The organism is Litchfieldella rifensis (assembly GCF_042646605.1).
In the GTDB taxonomy this organism is placed as follows: domain Bacteria; phylum Pseudomonadota; class Gammaproteobacteria; order Pseudomonadales; family Halomonadaceae; genus Litchfieldella; species Litchfieldella rifensis.
Genome location: NZ_JBHRUG010000009.1, coordinates 231,712 through 255,575, shown reverse-complemented (window position 1 = coordinate 255,575; position 23,864 = coordinate 231,712). Strand labels below are relative to the sequence as shown.

The 23,864-nt window shown below is 64.3% G+C and carries 22 protein-coding genes and 1 riboswitch; of the genes, 5 read left to right on the top strand and 17 right to left on the bottom strand.

All coding sequences use genetic code 11. The annotated features are described in order from the left end of the window. Both ACFOEV_RS04735 and ACFOEV_RS04730 read left to right on the top strand, forming a co-directional pair. Positions 1–510 (top strand): transketolase-like TK C-terminal-containing protein (locus ACFOEV_RS04735; RefSeq protein ID WP_386771983.1); only part of this gene is annotated, 510 nt, incomplete at its 5' end. Positions 511–567: 57 nt separating this feature from the next. After that, positions 568–746, top strand: a riboswitch (FMN riboswitch). A 73-nt stretch (positions 747–819) separates the two neighbouring features. Then, positions 820–1,299: a 6,7-dimethyl-8-ribityllumazine synthase gene (locus ACFOEV_RS04730; protein WP_386771982.1), complete on the top strand. Its 480-nt coding sequence runs from the start codon at positions 820–822 to the stop codon at positions 1,297–1,299. A gap of 281 nt (positions 1,300–1,580) precedes the next feature. On the opposite strand, the gene ACFOEV_RS04725 is transcribed toward ACFOEV_RS04730, so the two are convergent. The 7 genes from ACFOEV_RS04725 to ACFOEV_RS04695 form a co-directional block, all read right to left on the bottom strand. Further along, complete coding sequence (locus ACFOEV_RS04725) at positions 1,581–2,540, bottom strand: D-ribose ABC transporter substrate-binding protein (RefSeq protein ID WP_386771981.1); 960 nt, start codon at positions 2,538–2,540, stop codon at positions 1,581–1,583. A gap of 12 nt (positions 2,541–2,552) precedes the next feature. After that, complete coding sequence (locus ACFOEV_RS04720; protein WP_386771980.1) at positions 2,553–3,716, bottom strand: ABC transporter permease; 1,164 nt, start codon at positions 3,714–3,716, stop codon at positions 2,553–2,555. A 27-nt stretch (positions 3,717–3,743) separates the two neighbouring features. Then, entirely contained in the window at positions 3,744–5,285 is a 1,542-nt protein-coding gene (locus tag ACFOEV_RS04715) for a sugar ABC transporter ATP-binding protein (protein WP_386771979.1), read from the bottom strand. 29 nt (positions 5,286–5,314) lie between these two features. Further along, the gene (locus ACFOEV_RS04710; RefSeq protein WP_386771978.1) at positions 5,315–5,971 is read right to left on the bottom strand and encodes a DUF2291 family protein; all 657 of its coding nucleotides are present in this window, start codon (positions 5,969–5,971) and stop codon (positions 5,315–5,317) included. Positions 5,972–6,027: 56 nt separating this feature from the next. Further along, on the bottom strand, positions 6,028–7,617 hold the full coding sequence (locus ACFOEV_RS04705) for a glycerol-3-phosphate dehydrogenase (protein WP_386771977.1): 1,590 nt from the start codon (positions 7,615–7,617) through the stop codon (positions 6,028–6,030). Positions 7,618–7,650: 33 nt separating this feature from the next. Next, the gene (locus ACFOEV_RS04700) at positions 7,651–9,213 is read right to left on the bottom strand and encodes an FGGY family carbohydrate kinase (protein ID WP_386771976.1); all 1,563 of its coding nucleotides are present in this window, start codon (positions 9,211–9,213) and stop codon (positions 7,651–7,653) included. A 61-nt stretch (positions 9,214–9,274) separates the two neighbouring features. Then, on the bottom strand, positions 9,275–10,258 hold the full coding sequence (locus ACFOEV_RS04695; protein WP_386771975.1) for a sugar-binding transcriptional regulator: 984 nt from the start codon (positions 10,256–10,258) through the stop codon (positions 9,275–9,277). Between the two features lie 164 nt (positions 10,259–10,422). Here ACFOEV_RS04695 and ACFOEV_RS04690 point away from each other — a divergent pair, with 164 nt between their 5' ends. After that, positions 10,423–11,217, top strand: coding sequence for a hydroxypyruvate isomerase family protein (locus tag ACFOEV_RS04690; RefSeq protein ID WP_386771974.1), 795 nt, complete (start codon positions 10,423–10,425; stop codon positions 11,215–11,217). Positions 11,218–11,254: 37 nt separating this feature from the next. Further along, the gene (locus tag ACFOEV_RS04685) at positions 11,255–12,028 is read left to right on the top strand and encodes a triose-phosphate isomerase (RefSeq protein ID WP_386771973.1); all 774 of its coding nucleotides are present in this window, start codon (positions 11,255–11,257) and stop codon (positions 12,026–12,028) included. A 75-nt stretch (positions 12,029–12,103) separates the two neighbouring features. Here the strand turns inward: ACFOEV_RS04685 and malG are convergent, their stop codons facing one another. The 5 genes from malG to rmuC form a co-directional block, all read right to left on the bottom strand. Beyond that, complete coding sequence (malG, locus tag ACFOEV_RS04680; RefSeq protein WP_386771972.1) at positions 12,104–12,994, bottom strand: maltose ABC transporter permease MalG; 891 nt, start codon at positions 12,992–12,994, stop codon at positions 12,104–12,106. Positions 12,995–13,007: 13 nt separating this feature from the next. Beyond that, on the bottom strand, positions 13,008–14,582 hold the full coding sequence (gene malF / locus ACFOEV_RS04675) for a maltose ABC transporter permease MalF (RefSeq protein ID WP_386771971.1): 1,575 nt from the start codon (positions 14,580–14,582) through the stop codon (positions 13,008–13,010). A 58-nt stretch (positions 14,583–14,640) separates the two neighbouring features. Then, the gene (gene malE, locus ACFOEV_RS04670) at positions 14,641–15,819 is read right to left on the bottom strand and encodes a maltose/maltodextrin ABC transporter substrate-binding protein MalE (RefSeq protein WP_386771970.1); all 1,179 of its coding nucleotides are present in this window, start codon (positions 15,817–15,819) and stop codon (positions 14,641–14,643) included. A gap of 257 nt (positions 15,820–16,076) precedes the next feature. Continuing rightward, a complete protein-coding gene (locus ACFOEV_RS04665; RefSeq protein WP_386771969.1) occupies positions 16,077–18,047 on the bottom strand; it encodes a PhoX family protein in 1,971 nt (656 codons plus the stop codon). Between the two features lie 88 nt (positions 18,048–18,135). Further along, the gene (gene rmuC, locus ACFOEV_RS04660) at positions 18,136–19,572 is read right to left on the bottom strand and encodes a DNA recombination protein RmuC (RefSeq protein ID WP_386771968.1); all 1,437 of its coding nucleotides are present in this window, start codon (positions 19,570–19,572) and stop codon (positions 18,136–18,138) included. 156 nt (positions 19,573–19,728) lie between these two features. On the opposite strand from rmuC, the gene ACFOEV_RS04655 reads away from it, so the two are divergent. Next, the gene (locus ACFOEV_RS04655) at positions 19,729–20,580 is read left to right on the top strand and encodes an alpha/beta hydrolase (protein WP_386771967.1); all 852 of its coding nucleotides are present in this window, start codon (positions 19,729–19,731) and stop codon (positions 20,578–20,580) included. Between the two features lie 25 nt (positions 20,581–20,605). On the opposite strand, the gene ACFOEV_RS04650 is transcribed toward ACFOEV_RS04655, so the two are convergent. From ACFOEV_RS04650 to ACFOEV_RS04630, 5 genes are read right to left on the bottom strand one after another with little or no spacing between them, the layout of a single operon-like run. Next, on the bottom strand, positions 20,606–21,019 hold the full coding sequence (locus ACFOEV_RS04650; protein ID WP_386771966.1) for a RidA family protein: 414 nt from the start codon (positions 21,017–21,019) through the stop codon (positions 20,606–20,608). An 11-nt stretch (positions 21,020–21,030) separates the two neighbouring features. Next, positions 21,031–21,438: an acyl-CoA thioesterase gene (locus ACFOEV_RS04645; protein ID WP_386771965.1), complete on the bottom strand. Its 408-nt coding sequence runs from the start codon at positions 21,436–21,438 to the stop codon at positions 21,031–21,033. 9 nt (positions 21,439–21,447) lie between these two features. Further along, on the bottom strand, positions 21,448–22,128 hold the full coding sequence (locus tag ACFOEV_RS04640) for an ABC transporter ATP-binding protein (RefSeq protein WP_386771964.1): 681 nt from the start codon (positions 22,126–22,128) through the stop codon (positions 21,448–21,450). 1 nt (position 22,129) lies between these two features. Next, on the bottom strand, positions 22,130–22,873 hold the full coding sequence (locus ACFOEV_RS04635) for an ABC transporter ATP-binding protein (protein WP_386771963.1): 744 nt from the start codon (positions 22,871–22,873) through the stop codon (positions 22,130–22,132). Beyond that, positions 22,866–23,855, bottom strand: coding sequence for a branched-chain amino acid ABC transporter permease (locus tag ACFOEV_RS04630; protein ID WP_386771991.1), 990 nt, complete (start codon positions 23,853–23,855; stop codon positions 22,866–22,868). Before ACFOEV_RS04630 ends, ACFOEV_RS04635 begins: the two co-directional genes overlap by 8 nt. Positions 23,856–23,864: the final 9 nt, after the last annotated feature.

Genomic DNA, 23,864 nt, shown 5'->3' with positions numbered 1-23,864 from the left:
GGGGCCGCGCTCAAGCGCCATGGCGCGCCCACCGCGCTGGTCTTGTCGCGCCAGACCCTGCCGCACCAGCCGCGCACCCAGCGGCAGCTGGCCGAGATCGAGCGTGGTGGGTACGTATTGAAAGAGAGCATCCTCAAGGACAACGTGGTGACGCCCGAGCTGATCCTGATCGCCACCGGTTCCGAGGTCGGCCTGGCGATGGACGCCGCCGAAGCGCTCGCCGCCAAGGGCAAGGCGGTGCGCGTGGTGTCGATGCCCTCCACCGACACCTTCGATGCCCAGCCCGCCAGCTACCGCGAGGCGGTGCTGCCGGCCAATGTGACCCGGCGCCTGGCCATCGAGGCCAGCCACTACGCCTACTGGTACAAGTACGTGGGCCTCGACGGGCGCATCGTCGGCATGAGTACCTTTGGCGAGTCCGGCAAGGCGGAAGACCTGTTCCCGCACTTCGGCTTCACTGTCGACAATGTCGTCAAGCAGGCTGAAAAACTGCTGAAAGAAGTCAGCTAGGCCTGGCGCCGCCATGCCGCTCAACGTAAAATGACGTGACCGTGGGAAACCACGGTCACGTGTTCTCAGGGCGGGGTGAAAGTCCCCACCGGCGGTGATGGCGACTTTTGCCTCAGCCCGCGAGCGCCCGGTCCGGTTCCTGCGTCTCTTTCCTGGCGACGCGGCCATGACCGGGGTCAGCAGATTCGGTGCGATTCCGAAGCCGACGGTGATAGTCCGGATGGAAGAGAACGGCTCCGTTGACGGGTACTCGCACCCGGCGATTGGTTCCGCATGCCCTGATTCTGGTTATGATAAATGAGGAAGACCATGAATCAGTCCACCCCCAGCCAATCCCCACGTATCGCCTTTATCCAGGCCAGCTGGCACAGCGATATCGTTGACCAGGCCCGCGAGGCATTCACCACCACTCTCACCGAGAAGCACGGCATCGACGCCGACCGGGTCGAGGTATTCCGCGTCGCCGGCGCCTATGAGATTCCCCTGCAGGCCAAATTGCTGGCCAAGAGCGGTCGCTATGACGCCATTATCGGTGCCGGTTTCGTGGTCGATGGCGGCATCTATCGCCACGACTTCGTCGCCCAGGCGGTGATCGACGGCATGATGCGGGTGCAACTCGACAGCGAAGTCCCAGTGCTATCGGTGGTGCTCACCCCGCACCATTTCCACGAGCACGCCACCCACACAGCGTTCTTCCACGAGCACTTCGTGACCAAGGGACGCGAGGCTGCCGAGGCTTGCGCCATGACGCTGGAGAACCATCGCCAGGCGCGGCAACTGAACGGCTGACGCACGACACCTCAACGACACTGCCCGGCACTTGGCCGGGCGGTGTCGTATCAGATGGGATAGGAGTGGCCCGTCGACAAGCCTTCGCGAGGGCGCTGTAAACCCTTCCATGGGCGCTACTTTTGCCCTGCTACGCTCTCGCATCCTGCTTCGCTTGCAGGACCTGGACTGGCCATCCATGGCCAGCCCGTTCGGCGGAATCCGCCTCACCCATGGCAAAAGACCCTCGCTTCGCCTTGCCCCCGTACCTAGGTGCTTGAAAAGGAGCTAGAAAGTGTTCCCTATTGCTGCGCGAGCACGAAGGGAGCGGTGTACTGATCCACGTTGTCCGTGGTGACGAGGAGGCAGTCGAAGAGGTGCTTCTCACCACTAAGGCCGGTCTCACCAGTACGGATGTACTCATCTGCCATGCGAACCGCCTGCTCGGAGAAGATAGCCACCGGCTGCAGAACCGTGTAGGCCATCTCGCCGGCCTTGACCGCATCGACCGCGTCGGGCGAGCCATCGAACCCACCGACCACCACGTCGTCGAGCTTGCCGGCTTCCTTGAGCGCTGCGATCGCACCGAGCGCCATTTCATCGTTGCCGCTGATCACCCCCTGGATGTTGGGATTGGCCTGCAACAAGCTCTGCATCTTGTTGTAGCCCTGGGTGCGATCCCAGTTGGCGACGTCCACGCCGACCCGCTCCAGGCTCGGGTACTGACTGAGCACGGTTTCGTAGCCGTTCGAGCGTGTCGCGGCGTTATTGTCGGAGGGCGCGCCCTTGAGTTCGACGTACGTCGCCTCGCCGCCGATTTCCTGTACCCACTGTTGGGCGCCCAACGCCGCCCCCTGAGCGTTGTTGGATACGAGTTGCGCCTCGGCCAGTCCCTGCTGGTTGATCTCGGCATTGACGATGAACACCGGGATGCCGGCGTCGACGGCCTTGCGCACGGCGCCAATGGAACCGTCGGCGTTGGCCGGGTCGAGAATGATCGCCTTGGCCTGATTGGTGATCGCGGTATCGATCTGCCGGCTCTCGGCGTTGGTATCGCCTTTATGGGAACTGACATTGGCCTGATAACCCAACTCCTCGGCGGTCTCGCGGGCAACCTTGCCCTCGGTGAACCAGTAGGGGTTGGAATTGTCGTTGACGATGATCGAGATGAGCCCCTGATCCTGGGCCGAGACGGCTCCGGCGAAGAGCGGAGCGCTCACGGCGAGAGCGGCGATCAGCAGGCGCTTTCCAGTCTTGAACATGGTGGACCTTCCTTACTGTTGTGGTTGTGATGCCGATTCCTCGGCTGGGCTTTCCACAGCGGTATCCGCACGCCAGGTCGCGGTACGCTGCTGTGAGGAAGACGTCTGAGCGTCGGAAGGCGCCGGGCGCTTCTTCTTCCGGCCGCTGTATTGAATGCTGTTGAGCAGCACGGCGAGAACGATGACGGCACCCGTGAATACGGTCTGCCAGTAGGACGAGACACCGATGATCACCAACCCGTCGGACAGGAAGCCGATCACGAAGGCCCCGAGCAGCGTGCCCCGCACGTTGCCACGGCCGCCGGTCAGCGCCGCGCCGCCGATGACCACGCCGGCGATGGCGGTCAGTTCGTAGGTGGTACCCGCCGTCGGTCCTGCCGAGGTCAGTTGCGACGACAGCACCAGGCCGGCGATGGCGGCGCAGATCCCCGACAGCACATAGACCGTCACCTGCACGCGCTTGACCGGCACCCCGGACAGTTCCGCCGCCCGGGCGTTGCCGCCGGTGGAATAGACCCAGCGGCCGAAGGGGGTGCGTGTCAGCGCCAGCATGGCGGCGATGGCCACGGCCGCCATGATCAGCACACCGACCGGCACGCCGAACAGCCGATTGAAACCGAGCCAATCAAAGCCGGTATTGCCGAGTTCCGGGCTGCCGCCGAGGTTGTTGTAGGTAAGGCCGTCGGTCATCAGCAGGGCGACGCCGCGGGCGACGTAGAGCATGCCCAGGGTCGCGACGAACGCCGGCACCTTGAAGTAGGCAATGAGCACGCCGTTGATCGCGCCGACGAAGGCACCCAAGGCGCAGGTCAGGACGACGACCGCCCACACCGGGGGATATACCACGACGCCGAAGAACTCGAACGACACCCCCTGCATCAGGAAGCCGGCGAAGACGCCCGCGAACCCCAGTGTCGAGCCCACGGACAGGTCGATGCCGCCGGTGAGGATGACCAGCAGCATGCCGATGGACAACAGTCCGAAGATCGCCACATGCGATGACATGGTCAGGAAGTTGTTCGCCGAGAAGTAGACCGGCGACAGTGTCGAAAAGATGATGATGATGGCGATCAGGGCGAAAAACGCCCTGCCCTCGAGCAGCAGGCGTCCCAGGTCGAAGCCGCCACCGGACGATCTCGTTTGGGAGCCATTTGCAGCTTGGCTGACGTTGGTCATTGTTATGTACTCCGCTATTCGTGTGGATCACGCGACCACGGCTTCACCCGAGGCGGCCATGATCTCTTCTTTAGTGACGTCGGCACCGAACTCCGCCGAGATCCTGCCGCGACTCATCACCACGACCCGGTGAGCGATGCTCAGGCATTCGCCGACTTCGGAGGTCGAGAAGACGACGGCCAGCCCCTGCCGCGCGCCTTCGCTGAGTAGCCGGAACACCTCGGCCTTGGCACCGATGTCGATACCGCGACTGGGCTCGTCGAGCAGCACGATCCGGGGATGCGTCGCCAGCATCTTGCCGATGACGACCTTCTGCTGGTTGCCGCCCGACAGCGAGCCGATGTCGGCCCCACCGCCGTCGGTCTTGATATGCACGTTGCCGATGGAGGCCTCGACGACATCCCGTTCCCGCCGGCGCGAGGTGAAGAGCCACTGTGTGAACGCGCCGATACTGGCCAGCGAGAGGTTCTCGCCCACCGACATCGTCTGCACGAGCCCGTCGCGCTGGCGGTCCTCGGGCACCAGCACCAGGCCCTGCTCGATGCGCTCGGCGATGCTCAGGCTCGAGACGTCATGGCCCTCGAGCACGACACTGCCCCCCGTCAGCGGGATGCGGCCAGCGACGCTCTCGAGCAACTCGGTGCGACCCGCGCCCATCAGGCCGTAAATGCAGACGATCTCGCCGGCACGCACGTCGAGGGATAGCCGGTCGACGACCGAGCGGTCGGGCACCGAAGCGTCCGCGACGGATACCTCGCGCAGCGACAGCGCCACGTCTCCCATGCGGTAGCCGGTGGGCGGCGAACCGAGGTCGAAGCCCTCGCCGACCATGTTGCGCACGATCCACTCCAGATCGATGTCCTGGCGCTGGGCATAGGCCGTCATGACGCCGTCGCGCAGCACCACCGCGTGGTCGGTGATCTGCAGCGCCTCCTCGAGATGGTGAGAGATATAGACGATCGAGACGCCACGGCTCTTGAGATCGCGGATTACCCGAAACAGCACCTCGACTTCCGAGGCGGAGAGCGCCGAGGTCGGCTCGTCCATGATCAGGATTCGCGAGTCCGCCGATAGCGCCCGGGCAATCTCGACGATCTGCTGCTGCCCCAGGCGCAGGTCCTCCACCAGGGTCAGCGGATCGATGGGCTCATCCAGCTCCTCCATCAGCAGACGTGTCTGGCGCTCCTCCTCGGCGTAGTCGATGTTGGTCGACCCACCCAGCTCGCGTCCCATGAAGATGTTGTCGCGCACGCTGAGATTGGGCGCGAGACTCAGCTCCTGATGGATGATCGAGATGCCGAGACGCTGCGCCTCCGTGGTCGAGGTGACGCTCACCGGGCGGCCATCCAGGAGGATCTCGCCCGATGTCGGCTGAAGCACCCCCGACAGGATCTTCATCAACGTCGACTTGCCGGCACCGTTCTCGCCGAACAGGGTGGTGACCTGACCGCGATGGATATCGAAGTTCACCGTCTTCAGGGCATGGACATTGCCGAAGGACTTGGCAATGTGGCGTGCCGAAAGGATGACTTCATCGACGCTGTCTTCTTTGTGAGGTATCTGACTCATGACATGCTCACCCTTGAGGGATGTCTGGCTCACTGCACGTCCAGCCGGACCGGTGTCACGAGCCAGTTGTGCGGATTGATCAGCTGGAAGACGCCAGTGACCGAAATGGTCTTGCCGGTCAGGTCACCGGTGTCGATATCCGCCAGCACCTGCTGCTTCATCTCGGCGTTGATCGCCGCAGCGGCATTCTGGTACTCGATCTGGTTGGTGAACTGGCCGAATTGGATGGTGCCGGTGGCATCGCGCAGATCGGTCCCGTTGATGGCCGGCCCGGTCTGCACCCGAATCGTCAGATCCTCGGGAACACCTTCGACATCGACCGTGTAGATGCCGGCCTTGCCCTCTCCGACCACGCCGGAGAAGCTGAGGGGAATCACCGGACCGATGCCGGACGGTACCCCATAGCGCTCGCCGGCTGCCGCCTGGTCCTCGGCGATGGCGGCCGCCAACTCGCCGGCTTCGACGGCACGCTCCTCGACGCTGGCCCGAACGATGGGGAACTGCTCCGCACCGAAGCCTTCCGCCGAAAAGCCGCCATCACGCAGATCCGCTTCCGAGCCAATCTTCACGACCTCGGTGTCCAGGGCCATGGCGCCCAGCAGGACGATCGCGATACCGATTGCCGTGACGAGTCCACGCCCCTTCCTGGGGCGAGGTATCGGTCCGGCGTTGACTGATGCGTTCATGGTGAAAAACCTCTTGTTGTTGGATTGTCTGTGCCGGCGCAAGCGGCGGGCCGGGCTCAGGAGGTGGCGACGCTGTCGGCGCTGGCACCGGCCCTGGCGCCCCTGGGCTCACCGACCTCCCGCGCCACCCAGGCCTCGACCCTCTCGACGTCCTCATCGCTCATGACCAGGTAGAGCTTGGTGCGTCGCTCGAGGATGTCCGCGGCGCTGCGAGCCCACTCGTGTTCGACCAGATAGCGGGCTTCCAGGGCGTAGAGATCGGCCCCCAGGTGCTCGCCCAGATCCTCATGACTCTTGGCCTCGCCGAGGATCTGTCGGGCGATGGTGCCGTAGAGGCGGGCGTAGCGGGTGGCGGTGGCCTCCTCGAGCCAGGGATAGTCGCGCTTGAGCCCCTTCAGGAAGACCTCGAAGTCGGCCCCCGGCATGTCGCCACCAGGCAGCGGCGCGGTCTCGTTCCAGGTCTTGCCCATCTCCGGCAAGTAGGGAGCAAGCTTTTCCAGACCGTGCTCGGCGAGCTTGCGATAGGTGGTGATCTTGCCACCGAACACCGATAGCAGCGGCGCCTTGCCGTTCGCATCGGAGACATCGAAGACATAGTCGCGAGTCACCGCCGAGGGGTTGTCCTGGGCGTCATCGAATAACGGACGGATACCGGAGAAGCTGGTCAGGATGTCGTCCTGGGTATAGGGGGTCTTGAAGTAGCGGTTGACCACGCCGAGCAGGTAGTCGATCTCCTCCTGGTCGATGGTCACCTTGTCCGGATCGCTCTCGTAGAGGATGTCGGTGGTGCCTACCAGCAGCTTGTCGCCCTCGTAGGGGTTGACGAAGATCACCCGCTTGTCGTCGTTCTGCAGCAGGTAGGAGTTGGCGGTGGCGTAGCGCTTGGGCAGGACGATGTGGCTGCCCTTGACCAGCTTGACCCTGTCCTTGCCCCTTTGGTCGAAGGCCCCCTTGAGCACCTTGCCCACCCAAGGGCCGGCGGCGTTGATCACCGCCCTGGCGGCGAGGGTGGTGATCTTTCCGCTCTCGGTATCGGTGAGCTCGACCTCCCAACGGTCGGCCAGCCGGGTGGCCTTGGTGCAGGCGGCACGGGTATAGACCTTGGCCCCGAGGCGCTCGGCGTCGAGCGCATTGAGAATGACCAGGCGGGCATCGTCCACCCAGCAATCGGCGTACTCGAAACCCTTGGGGAAATCGTCCTTGATCGCCTCGCCCTCCGGGCAGGCACGCAGGTCCAGGCCACGGCTGCCGGGCAGCAGGTCGTCCTTGCCGCCCAGGTGGTCGTAGAGGAACAGGCCGGCGCGGACCAGCCAGGCCGGGCGCTGCTCGGGGCTGTGCGGCAGCACGAAGCGCATCGGCCAGATGATGTGCGGCGCCTTCTTCAGCATGACGCTGCGCTCCTTGAGTGCCTCACGCACGAGGCGGAACTCGTAGTACTCCAGGTAACGCAGGCCGCCGTGAATCAGCTTGCCGCTGCGCGATGAGGTGCCCTGGGCCAGGTCGTCCTTCTCGCACAGGACGACGGACAGGCCGCGACCGGCGGCGTCGCGGGCGAAGCCCGCACCGTTGATGCCGGCACCGATGATCAACAGGTCGTAGAGGGGGCGACGGTCGCGCGTCTGGGGCTTGGCGGATGAGTCGGACATGGTTGCCTCCATTCGGGGAAATCGTGGGCCGCTTCAGCGTTCGGCGGTGACGCGCTCGAGATGGCGCCAGAAGCCGTCCGAGTTGGTATAAGAACGGCGATAGACCCCGAACAACCGCTCGTAGAGGTTCTGCAGGGCAGGATCGGGCGCCACGCACTCTTCGGCCAGGAAGGGGGTCACCCAGGTCTGGCAGGCCTCGGCGAGGTCGCGGTGGTGTCCCAGGCACAGGCTCGCCACCATGGCGGCGCCGGCGGCGCCGGTTTCGCCCCGGGTCATGGTGCGTACCGGCACGCCCATCACCGAAGCGAGGATGGTGCACAACGTCTTGCTTTGGGCGGCACCGCCGGTCAGTCGCAACTCCTCGGGGTGGGCCTCCAGGGCGTGGTAGCAGTCGCGAGCGGCGAAGGCGACACCCTCGTAGATGGCCCGCGCCATGTGCAGATGGTTGACCTCGGTGGAGAGTCCCAGGAACTGGGCCCGGGCGCGGGGGTTGAAGAAGGGACCGCGTTCGCCGTTGGCGCAGATGAAGGGGTGATAGATCACCCGTCCCGGCTCGATGGTGGCCAGCGCCGCGTCGAGCCGGGGCAACAGACCCTCGGCGGTCAGCGGCGTTTCGCCCAACGCCTTGAGCATCTCGTTGAGCCCCTTGACGAACCACTCCAGGTTGAGCGTGGCGGCCATGTTGGAGCACAGCTGGACCCAGGTATCGGGCGCGACGCAGGGCATGGTGTAGCAGGACTGGTTGCTGAGCACGATGTCGCGCGGGTCCTCGCGCACGCACAGGTGCGCCCCGGTGGTGCCGATGATGCTGCAGGCCACCCGCTTGCCGGGCTCATAGACGCCGGCACCGAGGGCGGTGGCCAGCATGTCGACCGGCGCCAGCACCACCGGGGTGCCCTCGGCCACCCCGATCTCCCGGGCCACTTCTGCACCGAGGTCGCCATGTTCGCGACTGCCGTCGAGAATCCGTGGCAGTCGCTCGCGGTACTTGGCCAGACCGAACTGCTCGAGCACTTCGTCCGAGTAGTCGCCGCTACGGAAGTCACCGTAGGTCCACAACGCCTCGGCCGGGTCGGTGGCACGATCGCCGGTCAGGCAGAAATACAGCCAGTCCTTGCAGTGGAAGATGGTGGCCGCCGCGGCGACGCGCTCGGGAGCGTGATGATCGAGCCAGCTTAGCTGGCCGCTCTGGATCGACTGGTTGAGCCCGGTCCCGGTACGGCGATAGGTCTCGGGCCCGGTGCGAGTCGCCCGCCAGTGGGACACGATGTCGCTGGCGCGACTGTCGAGCCACAGCAGGGCATCGCCCACGGGCCGTCCCTGGTCGTCGATCATCCAGGTACCGTCGCCCTGGCCGGTCACCGCGATGGCAGCAAGCTGCGGAGCGAGCGCCGGGTGCTCGGCAAACAGGTTCTTGAGCGTGGTTCTGGCAGCCTCCCAGGTACCCGGGAGGCTCTGCTCGACACCTCCATCGGGGCAGGTCTCGAGTCGATTCTCGCACTGGGTCTTGGCCAGTTCCCGGCCCTGGCGATCGAAGGCCACCGCCTTGATCACCGAGGTGCCGGCATCCAGACCGACGATCACGTCATCCGGCATGGGCGTGTCTCCTGATGTTGTCGTTGTTCTATTCGTTTTCGTTATCGCGATGGCGTGAGCCCTACGTCTCGCCCTCGTCGAGCAGAGCGAGCACCTGGCGAGCGACGATCTCGTCCGTGATCAGCCCCTTGAGCAGCCCACTGCGCAACACCGACAGGGTGGCGTGTACCTTCTCTTCGCCACCGGCGACGGCGACGATGCGGTGGTTACGCAACTGCTCGAGGCTCAGCCCCAGGGTGCGGCTGTTGATCTCGCAATCCACCTGGTGACCACGGGCATCCAGGAACTGGCCCAGCAGTTCCGCCTCGGCGCCGGCTTCGTGAAGTCGGCGAGCATCCTCGGCATCGATTTCCCCGAGTTCCATGAGCAGGGAATGCCCTTGAGACGGTACGGCCCCCAGTCCCACCATGGTCAGGTCGGCCGAAACGGCGATATTGATCACGTCCTGGACACTGCGTTGCTCCATCAGCACCCGCTTGTGCTCCGCGGTGTCGGCAAACAGTGGCACCGGCAGCAGGTAGCCTTCGCCACCGGTCTTGTCGACCAGGCGGTGAATGACGTCATAGGGGTTCAGGGCCATCTTGCGTACGACACTTCCCAGTACGGGGACCATCTTCAGGTCGGGGTAGTCCATCTGCGGAAGACGGTTGATCATCTCCGACAGACTCCGTCCCCAGCCCAGTCCCAGCACCTCGACATCCTTGGCATCCAGACGACTCTTCAGGTAATGGGCGGCGGCCGTTCCCAGGTTGGCGAACTGGTTGACCTCTTCCTCTACGGGCAGGGCAGGCACCACGGAACAGACCTCGAGGTTCATGCGTTGCGTCAGTTCGTCTTCCAGCTTCAGCAAGTCCTCGGGAGAGCCCTGAATGAAGACCTTGACCGCGCCCATGTCGTGAGCCATCGCGATCAGCCGATGCACCTTCATTCGCGACACCATCAGGCGATCGGCGATCTCGGCCTGGGTATAGCCGCCGACATAGGAAAGCCATGCGGCGCGCAGGGCCAGATCCTTTTCGCTATGGCTCGAATGGTTGTTCTTCATCGCTCACTTCCGCTTTGAAATTTTTTTCAGTTGATGTTAAAAATAACACTAGTGAACATTTTTTGGGCTGTCAACCGGTTTTCCCACCTCCCGGCACCCCGTGAAACGGCGGCCCTTACTGCCGTCTTCCTTAGGTCGGAACACAACAATGCTGGAGCCTCAACATGCTAAAGCTCGCCACCAATCTGACGTTCATGTTCGCCGAGGTGCCCTTCCTGGCCCGTTTCGCCCGCGCCAAGGCAGCAGGAATTCGGCACATCGAATTCCATAACCCCTACCCGTTCTGTGAAAGGCCCGAGCGGATTCGCGATGCCGCCACCGAGGCCGACGTGGAAATCGTGCACTTCAACCTGCCGGGCGGGGACTGGGAGGCGGGGGAACGCGGCATCGCCGTCTTGCCTGAACGAACCAACGAGTTCCGTGAAGGCGTGGATGCCACCATCGAAATCGCCAGACACCTCGGCTGCGCGCAACTCAACTGCCCGCTGGGCTACCCGCGCGACGACTTGTCCGAAGAGAGGCAGCACAGGACGCTGGTCGACAACCTGCGTCATGCCGCCGAAGCCACGGCACAGGCCGGCATCCAGTTGATGGTGGAACCGCTCAATCCGATCACCCATCCCGGTTACCCGTTGGTGAACACCACCCAGGCTGCCGCTCTCCTGGACGCTGTCGGCCATCCCAACCTGCTGATCCAGTACGACTTCTATCAAATGCAGCGCTCGGAAGGGGAGCTCATCGAAACGGTGCGTCGCTACGACGAACGCATCGGCTTCATTCAACTGGCGGATAACCCGGGCCGGCATGAGCCGGGGACCGGCGAGATCAATTACCGCTTCCTGTTCGCCGAGCTCGAGCGCATGGGCTTCGATCGCTACGTCTCGCTGGAGTACACCCCCAGCGGCACGACGGAAGACTCACTGCACTGGATCCGCGACTACGGCATCCGACACGACTGAGCCGATCTCACCACCGACCACACCACAGGAGCACGCCATGACGACGCCGTTCTGGGTAGGCACCAGTTGGAAGATGAACAAGACATTGGACGAAGCGACCCACTATGCGCAGGCCCTGCGCGGGGGCGATCGATTTGGGGACGAACGTCTGCAGGGCTTCGTGATCCCTCCCTTTACCGCCCTGCACCACGTCTGCCAGACACTGGTCGATGAGCCGGTGATGGTCGGCGCCCAGAATATGCACTGGGCCGACCACGGCGCTTTTACCGGCGAGATTTCACCACCGATGGTCAAGGACTGCGGCGCCGATATCGTGGAGCTGGGGCATTCGGAGCGCCGCGAATACTTCAATGAGACCGATGCGGCGATCAACCTCAAGGTCAAGGCCGCCCTGGCCCACGGGCTACGCCCATTGATCTGTGTTGGCGAGACGGCCGAGGAGAAGCGCCTGGGAGTCGCCGCCGACACCGTGGTCCGCCAGTGCCGCATCGCCCTTCATGGTGTCGCCGAAGAGGACCTGGACAAGGTCCTGATCGCCTACGAACCGGTATGGGCCATCGGTGAGCATGGCACGCCAGCCACCGCCGACGACGCCGGTTGGATGCATCGCCATATCCACGAGGCACTGCCGACGACGCCCCAGGGCACGTCCATCCCGGTGCTCTACGGCGGCAGCGTCAACCTCGACAACTGTGCCGCGCTTGCCGCGCTGCCGGAGGTAGCCGGGCTCTTCATTGGACGCTCCGCCTGGCAGCCCGAAGGCTTGCTGGCGATCGCGGAGCGAGTCGTTGCGGCCCGCTTCGGCACCTGAATGCCTCCTGCGCAACTCGCAAAAAACCCCGGCCGAAACCGGGGTCGAGCAGGGATTCGCTCAGGACGAGGAAAGTCAGCCTTTGACGCCACCCGACGTAAGCCCACCGACGATCCAGCGCTGGCAAAGCAGGAAGGCAATGGTGATCGGCAGCCCGGAGAGCACCGCCGCGGCGGCGAAGTCCCCCCAGCGCTGATTGTGGTCGGCGAGGTACTGCTGGGCGCCGACGGCGAGGGTCAGCTTGCTTTCGTCGAGCAGCAGCACCGAGGCCATGGGGTACTCCATGATCGACATGATGAAGGCGAGGATGAACACCACCATCAGGATGGGTACCGACAGCGGTAGCAGGATGTGCCGGAAGGCCTGCCAGGTACTGGCGCCGTCGACCATGGCGGCTTCCTCCAGCGAACCGTCGATCGACTCGAAATAACCCTTGATGGTCCAGATATGCAGCGCCACCGCGCCCAGCGAAGCGAGAATCAAGGCGCCATGGGTATTGATTCCCAGCCAGCCGACGAACTGCCCCAAGCGATCGAACAGCGCATACAGCGCCACCAGCGATAGCACCGGCGGGAACATCTGGAAGATCAGCATGCCCTTGAGCAGCGGCGTCTTGCCCTTGAAGCGCATACGCGCGAAGGCATAGGCGCTGGTGGTGGACAGCAGCAGGATCAGGATCGAGGACACCACTGCCACCTTGATCGAGTTCCACAGCCACAGCAGCACCGGGAACGGCGGCTGTATCACGCTGCCATCGACACGCTCCCAGGGAATGCCGAACGCCAGCGCCCAGTGTTCCAGCGAGAAACGCTCGGGAATCAGGCTGCCGGTGGCGAAGTTGCCCTCGCGGAAGGAGATCGAGATCACCAGCAATAGCGGAAACACCACCAGCGTCACGAAGCCCAGTAGCGCCAGGTGCGCGCCCAGGCGGCGCGTGCGGATCGAACGGGGTTGAACCATGGCCATGAGACGGCTCCTTTTAGACCTTGACCTTGGACAGGCGCAGATTGAGCAGCGACATGCCCGCCACGACCAGGAAGATCAGGGTGGCGATGGCCGCCGCCAAGCCGAAGTCCTGGCCGGCATCCTGGAAGGCGATGCGGTAGGTGTAGCTGACCAGCAAATCCGTGGTGCCCGCGGGAGTGCTGGCGCCGAGGATGTCCGGGTTGCCTCCGGTGAGCAGGGCAATCAGCACGAAGTTGTTGAAGTTGAAGGCGAAGGCGGCGATCAGCAGGGGCGTCAGCGGCTTGAGGATCAACGGCAAGGTGATCTTCAGCATGTTGGTCAGCGGTCCACCGCCGTCGACCGCCGAGGCCTCGTAGAGATCGCGCGGGATCGACTGGATGAGTCCCATGCACAGCAACAGCATGTAGGGGTAGCCCAGCCAGGTATTGACGATCAGCAGCATGGTCCGCGCCAGCCACGGATCGGTGAACCACTCGGGGCTGATGCCGAAGAGGTTCTCGAGGATCAGATTGATCTCGCCATAGTGCTGGTTGAACATGCCCTTGAAGATCAGGATCGAGATGAAGGCCGGTACTGCGTAGGGCAGGATCAACAAGGTGCGATAGACGGCCTTGCCCTTGAGCTGATCCCACTGCAGCAGCGACGCCAGCACGAAACCCACTGCCAGGGTGAAGACCACTGTCAAACCGGCGAAGACAAAGGTCCACACGAAGATCTGCAGAAAGGGCCCGCGCACATCGGGGTCGGCAAAGATACGCATATAGTTGTCCAGCCCCACCGCCACTGGCCAGCCGGGTGTCAGGCGTTCGCCGCTCTCGGTGATGAAGAAGCCGCTCTCCTGATCGGGCGTCAACACACCTCCGTCGCGCAGATCGGTCAGGCTACCGTCGGCGTTCTCCCGGTAGCGGGGCAGCATCGGCGCAAAGCTTCGCAGGCCGGCCATGCTGAGCTCGGTGTCGTTCGGCGTTACCAGGGTCAATGCCTGCAGCCGGTCGCGATTGGCGATCACCTCACGCAGGCCCAGTGGCTCGCCGGCCGGTGCCGTCTCGACCGGGCGCACCGCAAGCCACTGCCCTTCCCCGGCCTTGGCGAGTGGTTCGGAGATCAGGCGCCGAACGCCTTCCAGCCCGGCATTGCCCTTGGCTTCGAGATACAGCCGCAGTTGATCGCCCTCGCGGTAGAGCTGGAAGTCGAAGGCGGCTCCTTCGGCCTGGTAGGTGCGACTCAGGAATTGGGCACGTACCCGATCCTCGCTGAGGAGGTTGCTGGAGCTGTAATTGCTGAAGCTGATACCGACGGTATAGACCAGCGGGAAGATCACGAACACGCCCATGCCGGCCAATGCCGGAAACACGTAGCGATGGCTCATCAGGGTGCGTTTTCCGAAGACGATCGCCAGTGAGGCACCGAGCACCAGAAACAGCAACGCGAACATCCACTGCCCGCGCAGATGGAAAGCCACCACCAGCCACAGTGTCGAGAGTACCAGCACCGCCATCAGCGCGCGCATGGCCCAGCGGGTGTAACGCTCGGCGAGGTAGCGAGAACGATGACGCGGCAAGCCGCGCGAAGCATTGGTCGTATACATGGGGAAAACCCTGGGTTTCGGGCCGTCCCTGGGGATCGGCCCGGGACATTGGAGAGGCTTACTGGCGCATCCGGCGTGCCGCGGCATCGAGTGCTTCCTGGAGTGCCTGGCGACCGCTGCCGATGTTCTGCAACGCCGGCTCCATTGCCGCCCAGAAGGCGCCCATCTCGGGAATGTTGGGCATCGGCTCGCCGATCTCGGCATTCTCCAGCGTCGCTGCGATCCTTGGGTCTTCGGCCAGCTCTGCCTGGTAGGCGCGGTGCGCCACGGCACCCAGGGAGCCATCGCTGTTGAAGGTCCTCATGCCCTGCTCGCTGAGCAGGTAGCTCTCGAGGAACTCCGTGGCCAGGAAGTCGTTGGGTGAAGCCGAGTTGATCATCGCCGTCATCACTCCGAACATCGGCTTGGCACGTTCATCGCCAACCTTGGGCAACAACGCCACCCCGAAATCGATGCCACTCTGCTCGAGATTGCTCCACGCCCAGGGGCCACTGATCATGGTGGCCACTTCACCACGATTGAAGCGGGTATCCATCACGCTGTAATCGGTGCCACGCGGCAGCACATCGCTTTCGATCAACTCCGCCAGCAACGCCGCGCCCTCCACGGCGCCCTCGTTATTGACACCGATATCCGTGACATCGAAGCCGGTCTCGGTGCGCTTGAAGGGATAGCCGCCATTGGCGGCCAGCAGCGTCCAGCCGTAGTAGGGCTCGCCGTAATCGAACAGGATCGCCTTCTTGCCCTCCTTGGTCAGTTCGGCATCGAGCTCGACCAACTCGGCAAAACTTTCCGGCGGCGCGTCCACCAGGTCCTTGTTGTAGATCAAGCCGAGGGACTCCACCGAGATGGGATAGCCATAGGTCTCGCCGTTCCAGACCATGGCATCCCAGGTGAAGTCGAAATAGCGCTCTCGATAGTCGTCGGACGGCTTGATCGGTTTGAGCAGCCCGCTCTGCGCCCACTCGCCCAGGCGATCGTGGGCCCAGATCACGATATCCGGCCCCTGGCCGCTACCGGCGGCCTGTGCGAAGCGGTCGGTAAGGTTATCCGGCGTGACGATTTCCACCTCGATACCGGTGTCTTCGGTGAACTGGCGGCCGACTTCGCGGATGCCCTTGGGCCCCTTGTTGTCGCCCATCCAGAGGGTCAGCTTGTCGTCCTCGAAGGCCATCGCCGGCAGTGCGAGGCCGGCCCCCAAGGAAGCGGCAAGCAATGAAGTGAGAAGCTTGGTCATGAGTCTAGTGCCCCTTGTTGTTATCGAGCGTCAAGATTGAACGCTCCTAGACTCGCCAATCCTTGTCGTGTATTCCTCATCCCCCTGGGGCGTAGGGGCGGCGTATGGGTGGGGCGTAGTCACGCTGCCCGGCCTCGGTGTCAGGAAAGAGCGAGCCTTCGAGACGCCTTATTAGCCGAGGCAACGCCCTCCCCTTAACGAGAAAACCCGCATCGAGAGATGCGGGTTCATGGTTCATCCATTGCCACTCGGCTTTCTTAGCCGATGACGCCGCCACCCTGGCGGGTGATGGCGACCACCGAAGGGCGCGGCGGCATGCCGTCCTCGAAGTCCGGCCAGCGAGTGGCAGGGGTCTCGAAACTCGAACGGCCTTGATGCCCGTCGAAGTCCTCGGCGCCATCCGCGGCCGGGTGCTGTACGGCGACGAACAGCGTGGTGTCGTCCGGGGTGAAGCAGGGACCGCACATCTCGGCCCCCACCGGCACGCGGAAGAACATCTTGCCGGTACCGCGGCGTTCGCCTTGGGTCTCCATCGCCCAGACGCCATCGGCGGTACCGGACTTCGGCCAGTTGCCGCCCTGGTCGGTGGTGACCCACAGCCGTCCTCGGGCATCCACCGCGCAGTTGTCGGGAGAGGCGAACCAGCCATTCTCGCTGGTGGCCGGGTTCCACATCGCGCCCACTTCGCCGCGCGCCGGATCGCCGCACTTGACCAGCACCTCCCAGCGGTTCTGCGTCGCGGTGTGCCGACCTTCGGTGACGATCTCGAGGACGTGGCCGAAGACATTATCACCACGCGGGTTGACGGCATCCACCTGCTCGCCGGTGCGCTTATCGTTGTTGGTCAGCATCACGTAGACCTCACCGGTCTCCGGATTGGCTTCGATATCCTCCGGGCGGTCCATGGGAGTGGCGCCCAGGGCATCGGCGGCCAGGCGGGTATCGATCAGCACATCGGCCTGGCTGGCAAAGCCGTTCTCGGCGGTCAGTGGGCCCTCGCCATGTACCAGCGGCAGCCAGGTGACGGTGCCATCCTCGTCGAAGCGCGCCACATAGAGGGTGCCGTGATCGAGCAGTTCACGGTTGGCGGCCGGATCGGCGCGGTCGACGACATCGCGGCTGACAAACTTGTAGACATAATCGAAGCGCTGGTCATCGCCCATGTAGACCGCCAGGCGGCCATCTTCGGTGAGCACGCTGGCGGCGCCTTCGTGCTTGAACCGGCCCAGGGCGGTGCGCTTGATCGGCGTGGAGGTGGGATCCAGGGGATCGATCTCCACCACCCAGCCGAAACGATTGGGCTCGTTGGGTTCCTGACCGATGTCGAAGCGTGAATCGAAGCGACCCCAGGCATAGGACATGCCGGGCACCCCGTAGCGGGCCAGCTTGTCCTTTTCCGGGTGGAACTCGGCGTCGCCCAGGAAGTAGCCGTGGAAGTTTTCCTCGCAGGTGAGAATGGTGCCCCAGGGCGTGGTGCCACCAGCGCAGTTGTTGAGGGTGCCGATCACGCGACGGCCTTCGGCATCGGCGCTGGTCCGAACGCGCTGGTGGCCGGCCACCGGGCCGGAGAGCGTCATCGCGGTGGAACGCGGGGTGATGCGACGGTTGTAGCGGCTATCCCGAACGTAGTGCCACTTGCCGCCCTCGCGCTTGACCTCGACCACCGATAGCCCATGAGCCGCCTTTTCGATCTCCACCATCTCGCGGGTGATGCCGGTGAAGTCATGCTCGTCCTGCGGACCGGGCAGACCGGGAAACATCAGTTCCTCGTTGGTGTACTCGTGATTGACCACCAGCAGGCCGTGGTCGAAGCGGCCTTCCAGCGGTACGAAGCCCACATAGTCGTTGTTGTAACCGAACTGCTGTTCCTGGGCATCGGCGCTCTGGTTGTGCGGGTTGAAGGCCGGGGCCCCGGCAAACAGCGGGTCGCCCCAGCGGATCAGGATGTCGGCATCATGCCCGGCGGCGACATGGTGGGTGGTGTCCACGCCATGGGCGATCTCGTCGAAGCCGAAGCGGTCGGAAGCCTCGCCTTCGGCGGCAATGGCGGCGCTGAGCGGGTTCATGGCGCCGATGGCGGCTACGCCCAGGCCACCATAGCCCATCCCCTTGAGAAAGCCGCGACGCGAATAGCGTTGCGCGATGATCTCGCCGATCGGGGCCTTGATGTCAACGTTGCTGGGAGTGTTTTCCGCGTCTTCGAAGTACGCGCGACGATTGAAAGCCATGGGGATCTTCCTTGTATCAAGTGTCAGTCACGACAAACCGTGGCCAGTTTGTACCGGCCTGTCGTGACAACAACGTGACAGCCGCCTCTCAGAGACTGCTCTCCTGTGTTGGCTCCTGCCGGTCATCCATGGGACGAACCGTGTCGCTGTCCAGCTCCAGCCGCGCACGATCGACGAGTTCCTCGGGCAATTCCTTCTTCACCGCCACGCCCAGCTCCTTGAACTCGGCGGTCTGCTTGATCAGGTTGCCCTTGCCGTTGACCAGTTGGCCCATGGCCTTGTCGTAGCTCAGGCGCGCCCCGTCGAGCTTCCTGCCGACATCCTCCATGCTGCCCAGGAAGGTGGTCAGCTTGCTGTAGAACTTCTCGGCCCGCCGGGCGAGCTCGGCGGTATGCTTGCTCTGGTCCTCGAAGCGCCACAGCTGGCGCACGATATTGAGGCTGGTGAGCAGCGTGGTCGGCGTGGCGACCAGCACGTTGTTCTCGATGGCGCGCTGGTAGAGGCTCTCGTCGTACTTGAGCGCCTCGACATAGGCCGACTCTACGGGGATGAACATCACTACCACCTCCGGCGAATTGAGCCCCGGGAGGTCGTAGTAGTGGCGATCGGCCAGCTCGGTGATGCGATCGGAGACCGCCCGGCAGTGCTCGGCCAGGGCCTGGCGGCGTTCGACGTCGTCGTCGCTGTTCACGTAGCGGGTATAGGCCGCCAGCGAGGTCTTGGCGTCGATGACCAGGTGCTTGTCCTGAGGCAGGTAGACGATGGCATCCGGGCGGCGGCGGCCCTCTTCGGTGTTGAAACTCTCCTCGCGCTGGTAGTCCTTGCCGCGGCGCAGGCCGGCACCGTCGAGCACGTTCTCGAGCATCAGTTCGCCCCAGTTGCCCTGGATCTTCTTCTGCCCCTGCAACGCCGTGGTCAGCTTGTCGGCCTGGTCGGTGATCGCGCGGTTGAGTGTCTGCAGGTGCTGCAGCTCGGTGCGTAACTGCACGCGCTGCTCGGTCTCCTGCTGATGGATCGACTCGACCTTCTCGCGAAAGCCCTTCATCTCCGTCTGGATCGGCTGCAGCAGGCCGCTGATGTTCTTCTGCGACAGCTCCGAGAACGCCTTGCCCTTGCGCTCGAGGATCTCGTTGGCGAGATTCTCGAACTCACGCTTCAACTGGTCGCGGCTCTCCTTGACCAGCTCGAGCTGCTCGCGAAAATGCGCCTCCTTGAGCGCCAGCGTCTCGGTCGTTCTGGCCCTTTCCTGGCGCAGGCGCTGCTCGCGCTCCTGCAACTCGGTCAATCGCGCCTGCAGTGCCTCACCATCCTGTTGCGCCCGATCCAGCGCCTGGCGCGCGGCATCGCATTCGGACTCCAAGCGCGCCTGGCCGACATTGGCCTGCGCCAGTTGCTCGCGCAGGCGTGCCGCTTCGGCACTCTCCTTCCCCAGCCGACGCCCCGCACGCCAGCTCGACAGGGCCCAGGCCACCACGAAGGCCAGCAGCGCTGCCAGGGCATTCATCATCATCGGGTCGAGGATCATTATGAATTCCTTTTAATCCATCAGCTATGAATGCAAGCCATGGTAGCGTGGTGCAACTCATCGCGTGAAAATCTTCTGACGCACCACGGCGGCGATACTGAGATGTATCTAACGTAAACTGCCCAGAAGAGAACCAAGCACAAGCAAGGATCCTCCATGCTCTACCGCGACTTCGCCACCCAGGAACAGATCGACGCCCAGTACGACCCGATGCGTGGTCGCGATAGAGCGGCGCTGCTCGCCGACTGGCGCGAGCGCAGCGCGGCGACCCGTTCGCGCCTGACGGTGCGCGAGGATGTGGCCTATGGCCCGTCGCTGACGGAACGCCTGGACCTGTTCCCCGCACAGCAGGCCAATGCCCCACTGCATGTGTTCTTTCACGGCGGCTACTGGCGCTCGTTGAGTCACAAGGAGTTCTCGTTCGTCGCCGAACGGCTGGTGGAAGCCGGCATCAACGTGGCAGTGGTCAACTACGCGTTGTGTCCAAGCGTGCCGTTCAGCGAGTTGGTGCGTCAGTGCCAGGCGTCGCTAGCATGGCTCTATCGCCATGCCGGCGAGTTGGGAGCCGATGCTGAGCGCATCACGGTGTCCGGGCATTCGGCGGGTGGCCATTTGTGCGGCATGCTGATGGCGACCGACTGGGAGGGGGTGTTCGGGTTGCCCAACGACCTGATCAAGGGTGCGCTGGCGATCAGCGGGCTATTCGACCTGCGACCGTTTCCGTATTCCTGGCTGCAGCCCAGTCTGCAACTCACCGGCCGCGAGGTGACGGACTACAGCCCACTGTTCCTGCCACCGCGGGTCGCAGCCCCGGTGCTCCTGACCGCCGGCGGCGCGGAACCCGCCGAGTTCGCGCGCCAGATGAACGCCTACGCCGAGCATCTGCGCGACCGGGGAATCGAGGTTCATGCGGATCTCAAGGCCGGTGACGATCACTTCTCGATTCTTGAGCACTACGTTCGTCCCGGTGGCGATTTCATTACCGCCATCGAGCGCTTGAGTCACTGAGATACGGCAGCCAGGGCATGATGACTCAGCGCTGCGGCACTACGGCGGTGGCTTCGATCTCGACCTTGGCGCGGTCCTCGATCAGGTCCGCCACCTGGACCATGGTCATCGCCGGGAAGTGCTTGCCCAGCACGGCGCGATAGGCGTTTCCCACCTCCTTGAGCCGCGCCAGGTATTCGCGCTTGTCGGTGATGTACCAGGTCAGCCGCACGATGTGTTCGGGGCCGGCATCGGCCTCGGCCAGCACGGCGACGATGTTCTCCAAGGCCTGGCGGATCTGCGCGACGAAGTCGTCGCTCTCGAAGACCTGATCCTGGTTCCAGCCGATCTGGCCGCCCACGAACAGCAGACGGCCGTCGGCCAGCATGCCGTTCGCATACCCCACGGCGGGTTTCCAGTGGGCAGGGTGCAGCAACTCATGGGCCTTGAGTGACGTCATGGCAAGGGTCCTTATGAAAGCTCGGAGACAAGACGCTGACGCATGGCATCAGGCCAGGGAATGGGGCGGCCGCTGTCCATGTCGACGAACACCAGGGTCGTCCGGCAGCTCAGGCGGAGTTCATCTCCGCAATGGACGTGAATGGACAGCGTCAGGCTGGTCGTGCCCACTGCTGTCGGCTCCAGGCGGAACTCCAAGTCGTCGCCGAGACGGCTGGAGGCGTGGAACTGGGTGTCGAGCGAGGCGGTGGGCACGCCCACATGGCGCTCGACATGCATGGCCCGGAAATCGACTTCCACCACCTCGGCGAAGTAGTCCTCGACCACCGAGTTGATCATCTCGAAGTAACGCGGATAGAAGACGATGGCCGCCGGGTCGCAATGCTGGAAGCGCACCTTGCGGTGGGTGACGTATGGCATATGATCTCCTTATACTCCCAGATAACGATCGCGGATCCCCTCGTCGAGCTCGCCGGGCAGCCCGTTCCAGGCCGTACGCCCTTTCTCCAGGATGGTGCAGCGGTCGACCAGCGGCAGCAGCTCGGAAAGCGACTTGTCGACGATCAGCGTCGACTGCCCCTGCTGCTTGAGGGTACGGATGGCCGCCCAGATCTCCTTGCGGATCACCGGGGCCAGGCCCTCGGTGGCCTCGTCGAGCACCAGCAGGCGCGGGTTGGTCATCAGCGCCCGACCGATGGCCAGCATCTGCTGCTCGCCACCCGACAAGGTTTGCGCCGACTGCTCGGCACGTTCGGCCAGGCGCGGGAACAGGCGCTCGACCTGCGCCAGATCCCACTGGCCGGGGCGGGCGGTGGCGATCAGGTTCTCGCGTACCGTCAAGTTGGGAAAGCAGCGACGCCCCTCCGGCACCAGGCCTAGCCCCAAGCGGGCGATGCGATAGGATGGCAGCTTGCGCAGGTCGCGAGCCTCGAACTCGATGGTACCGCTGGCAGCCGGGGTCAGGCCGAATAACGAGCGGATGGTGGTGGTCTTGCCCATGCCGTTGCGGCCCATCAGCGCCACCATCTCCCCCGCGGCAACCTGCAGGTCGACGCCGAACAGCGCCTGGGAGGGACCGTAGAAGGTTTCGATACTCGTGATGGTCAGCATGTCAGTCCCCCAGGTAGGCTTCGCGCACCAGTGGATTGGCGCGGATCTCGTCGCCGACGCCATGGGCGATCACCTGCCCCGCCACCAGCACGGAGATGCGGTCGGCGAGGCGGAACACGACGTCCATGTCGTGCTCGATCAGCAGGATCGGCACCTCGTGCTTGAGTTCCTCGAGCAGTTCGGTGAGTCGCGCCGAGCCCTCCGGCCCCAACCCGGCCATGGGCTCGTCGAGCAGCAGGGCGCGCGGCCTCAACGCCAGCGCACAGGCCACTTCCACCTGGCGACGCTCGCCGTGGGAAAGCTCCGACACCGGCGTCTCGGCACGCGCCTCGAGCCGCATACGCGCGATGGCCGCGCGTGCCGGCTCCACCAGACTGGCATCGCGATGCACCGGCTTCCAGAAGCGGAAACTGTGCCCCTGCAGGCCCTGCACGGCGATCATCACGTTGCGCAACACCGACAGCGAATCGGCCAGCGAGGAGATCTGGAAGCTGCGCCCCAGGCCCCGTCGCGCCCGCTGCGCCACGCTCAGCGCGGTGATGTCCTCACCGGTCAGCCGCACCTGGCCCCGGTCGGGCGTCAGGTGGCCGGTGATCTGGCCGATCAGGGTCGACTTGCCGGCCCCGTTGGGGCCGATCAGGGCATGGATTTCCCCCGCCTTGAGGTCGAGCGACACATCCTGGGTGGCCTGCAGCGCGCCGAAGCGCTTGTGCAGGTGACTAAGCGTCAGCACGGCCTCAGACATGACGCTCCCTCCCGGCCAGCAGCCCCATCACGCCGCCGCGCGCGAACAGCACCACGAACAGCAGCACCAACCCTAGGAACAGCAGCCAGTACTCGGTCAGCCCGCCGAGCAGGGTTTCCATGAGCACGAACAGTATGGCCCCGGAGAGCGGGCCATAGAGCCGGCCGACACCGCCCAGGATGACGATGACCATGATCTCGCCGGAGCGATGCCAACTGAGCATGCTCGGCCCGACGAAGCCGTTGAGGTCGGCGAACAGCGCCCCGGCCAGACCGGTGATCACCGCCGAGATCACGAATGCCACCAGGCGGATCGGATAGGGGGCGATCCCCGCCGTGGCCAGGCGCGTCTCGTTGAGCCGCGCCATGCTCAGCGCCGCACCGAAACGCGATTGCATCAGGCGCGCGGTGATCGCCAGCGCCAGCACCAGTGCCGCGAAGCAGATCAGGAAGTAGGTCAGCGGATCGTTGGTATCGAGCCCGGGGAACTGGTTGCGCAGGTAGATCGGCAACCCGTCCTCGCCGCCGTAGGTCGGCCAGGAGACGGCGAAGTAATAGATCATCTGGGCGAATGCGAGGGTGATCATGATGAAGTACACCCCGGAGGTACGCAGCGAAATCGCTCCGATCGCCAGCGCCAGCACGGCGCATGACAGCATCGCCGCCAGCCAGATCGCCAGCAGGTTGTCGGTTCCCGGCATCGTGACGGGCCAACTCAGCACCGGTGTCATGTCGAAGGCGTGAAACGCGCTGATGCCGGCGACATAGCCGCCCAGCCCGAAGAAGGCGGCATGGCCGAAGCTGATCATGCCGCCATAGCCGATCGCCAGATTGAGCCCCACCGCCGCCATGGCGACGATCGCGATGCGGGTCGCCAGGTTGACGTAGTAGATCTCCCCCAGGGCATTGGCGATCAGCGGTGCCACCAGCAGCAGGCCGAGCAGCGCCCAGTTGACCCAGGTTTCACGGCGCATGCGCGGCATCGACACCGG

Excerpts from the sequence above, each read along its gene's own strand:
- ACFOEV_RS04730 (WP_386771982.1), top strand. The coding sequence starts at position 820 with ATGAATCAGTCCACCCCCAGCCAATCCCCACGTATCGCCTTTATCCAG.
- ACFOEV_RS04725 (WP_386771981.1), bottom strand. The coding sequence starts at position 2,540 with ATGTTCAAGACTGGAAAGCGCCTGCTGATCGCCGCTCTCGCCGTGAGC.
- ACFOEV_RS04720 (WP_386771980.1), bottom strand. The coding sequence starts at position 3,716 with ATGACCAACGTCAGCCAAGCTGCAAATGGCTCCCAAACGAGATCGTCC.
- ACFOEV_RS04715 (WP_386771979.1), bottom strand. The coding sequence starts at position 5,285 with ATGAGTCAGATACCTCACAAAGAAGACAGCGTCGATGAAGTCATCCTT.
- ACFOEV_RS04710 (WP_386771978.1), bottom strand. The coding sequence starts at position 5,971 with ATGAACGCATCAGTCAACGCCGGACCGATACCTCGCCCCAGGAAGGGG.
- ACFOEV_RS04705 (WP_386771977.1), bottom strand. The coding sequence starts at position 7,617 with ATGTCCGACTCATCCGCCAAGCCCCAGACGCGCGACCGTCGCCCCCTC.
- ACFOEV_RS04700 (WP_386771976.1), bottom strand. The coding sequence starts at position 9,213 with ATGCCGGATGACGTGATCGTCGGTCTGGATGCCGGCACCTCGGTGATC.
- ACFOEV_RS04695 (WP_386771975.1), bottom strand. The coding sequence starts at position 10,258 with ATGAAGAACAACCATTCGAGCCATAGCGAAAAGGATCTGGCCCTGCGC.
- ACFOEV_RS04690 (WP_386771974.1), top strand. The coding sequence starts at position 10,423 with ATGCTAAAGCTCGCCACCAATCTGACGTTCATGTTCGCCGAGGTGCCC.
- ACFOEV_RS04685 (WP_386771973.1), top strand. The coding sequence starts at position 11,255 with ATGACGACGCCGTTCTGGGTAGGCACCAGTTGGAAGATGAACAAGACA.
- malG (WP_386771972.1), bottom strand. The coding sequence starts at position 12,994 with ATGGCCATGGTTCAACCCCGTTCGATCCGCACGCGCCGCCTGGGCGCG.
- malF (WP_386771971.1), bottom strand. The coding sequence starts at position 14,582 with ATGTATACGACCAATGCTTCGCGCGGCTTGCCGCGTCATCGTTCTCGC.
- malE (WP_386771970.1), bottom strand. The coding sequence starts at position 15,819 with ATGACCAAGCTTCTCACTTCATTGCTTGCCGCTTCCTTGGGGGCCGGC.
- ACFOEV_RS04665 (WP_386771969.1), bottom strand. The coding sequence starts at position 18,047 with ATGGCTTTCAATCGTCGCGCGTACTTCGAAGACGCGGAAAACACTCCC.
- rmuC (WP_386771968.1), bottom strand. The coding sequence starts at position 19,572 with ATGATCCTCGACCCGATGATGATGAATGCCCTGGCAGCGCTGCTGGCC.
- ACFOEV_RS04655 (WP_386771967.1), top strand. The coding sequence starts at position 19,729 with ATGCTCTACCGCGACTTCGCCACCCAGGAACAGATCGACGCCCAGTAC.
- ACFOEV_RS04650 (WP_386771966.1), bottom strand. The coding sequence starts at position 21,019 with ATGACGTCACTCAAGGCCCATGAGTTGCTGCACCCTGCCCACTGGAAA.
- ACFOEV_RS04645 (WP_386771965.1), bottom strand. The coding sequence starts at position 21,438 with ATGCCATACGTCACCCACCGCAAGGTGCGCTTCCAGCATTGCGACCCG.
- ACFOEV_RS04640 (WP_386771964.1), bottom strand. The coding sequence starts at position 22,128 with ATGCTGACCATCACGAGTATCGAAACCTTCTACGGTCCCTCCCAGGCG.
- ACFOEV_RS04635 (WP_386771963.1), bottom strand. The coding sequence starts at position 22,873 with ATGTCTGAGGCCGTGCTGACGCTTAGTCACCTGCACAAGCGCTTCGGC.
- ACFOEV_RS04630 (WP_386771991.1), bottom strand. The coding sequence starts at position 23,855 with ATGCCGCGCATGCGCCGTGAAACCTGGGTCAACTGGGCGCTGCTCGGC.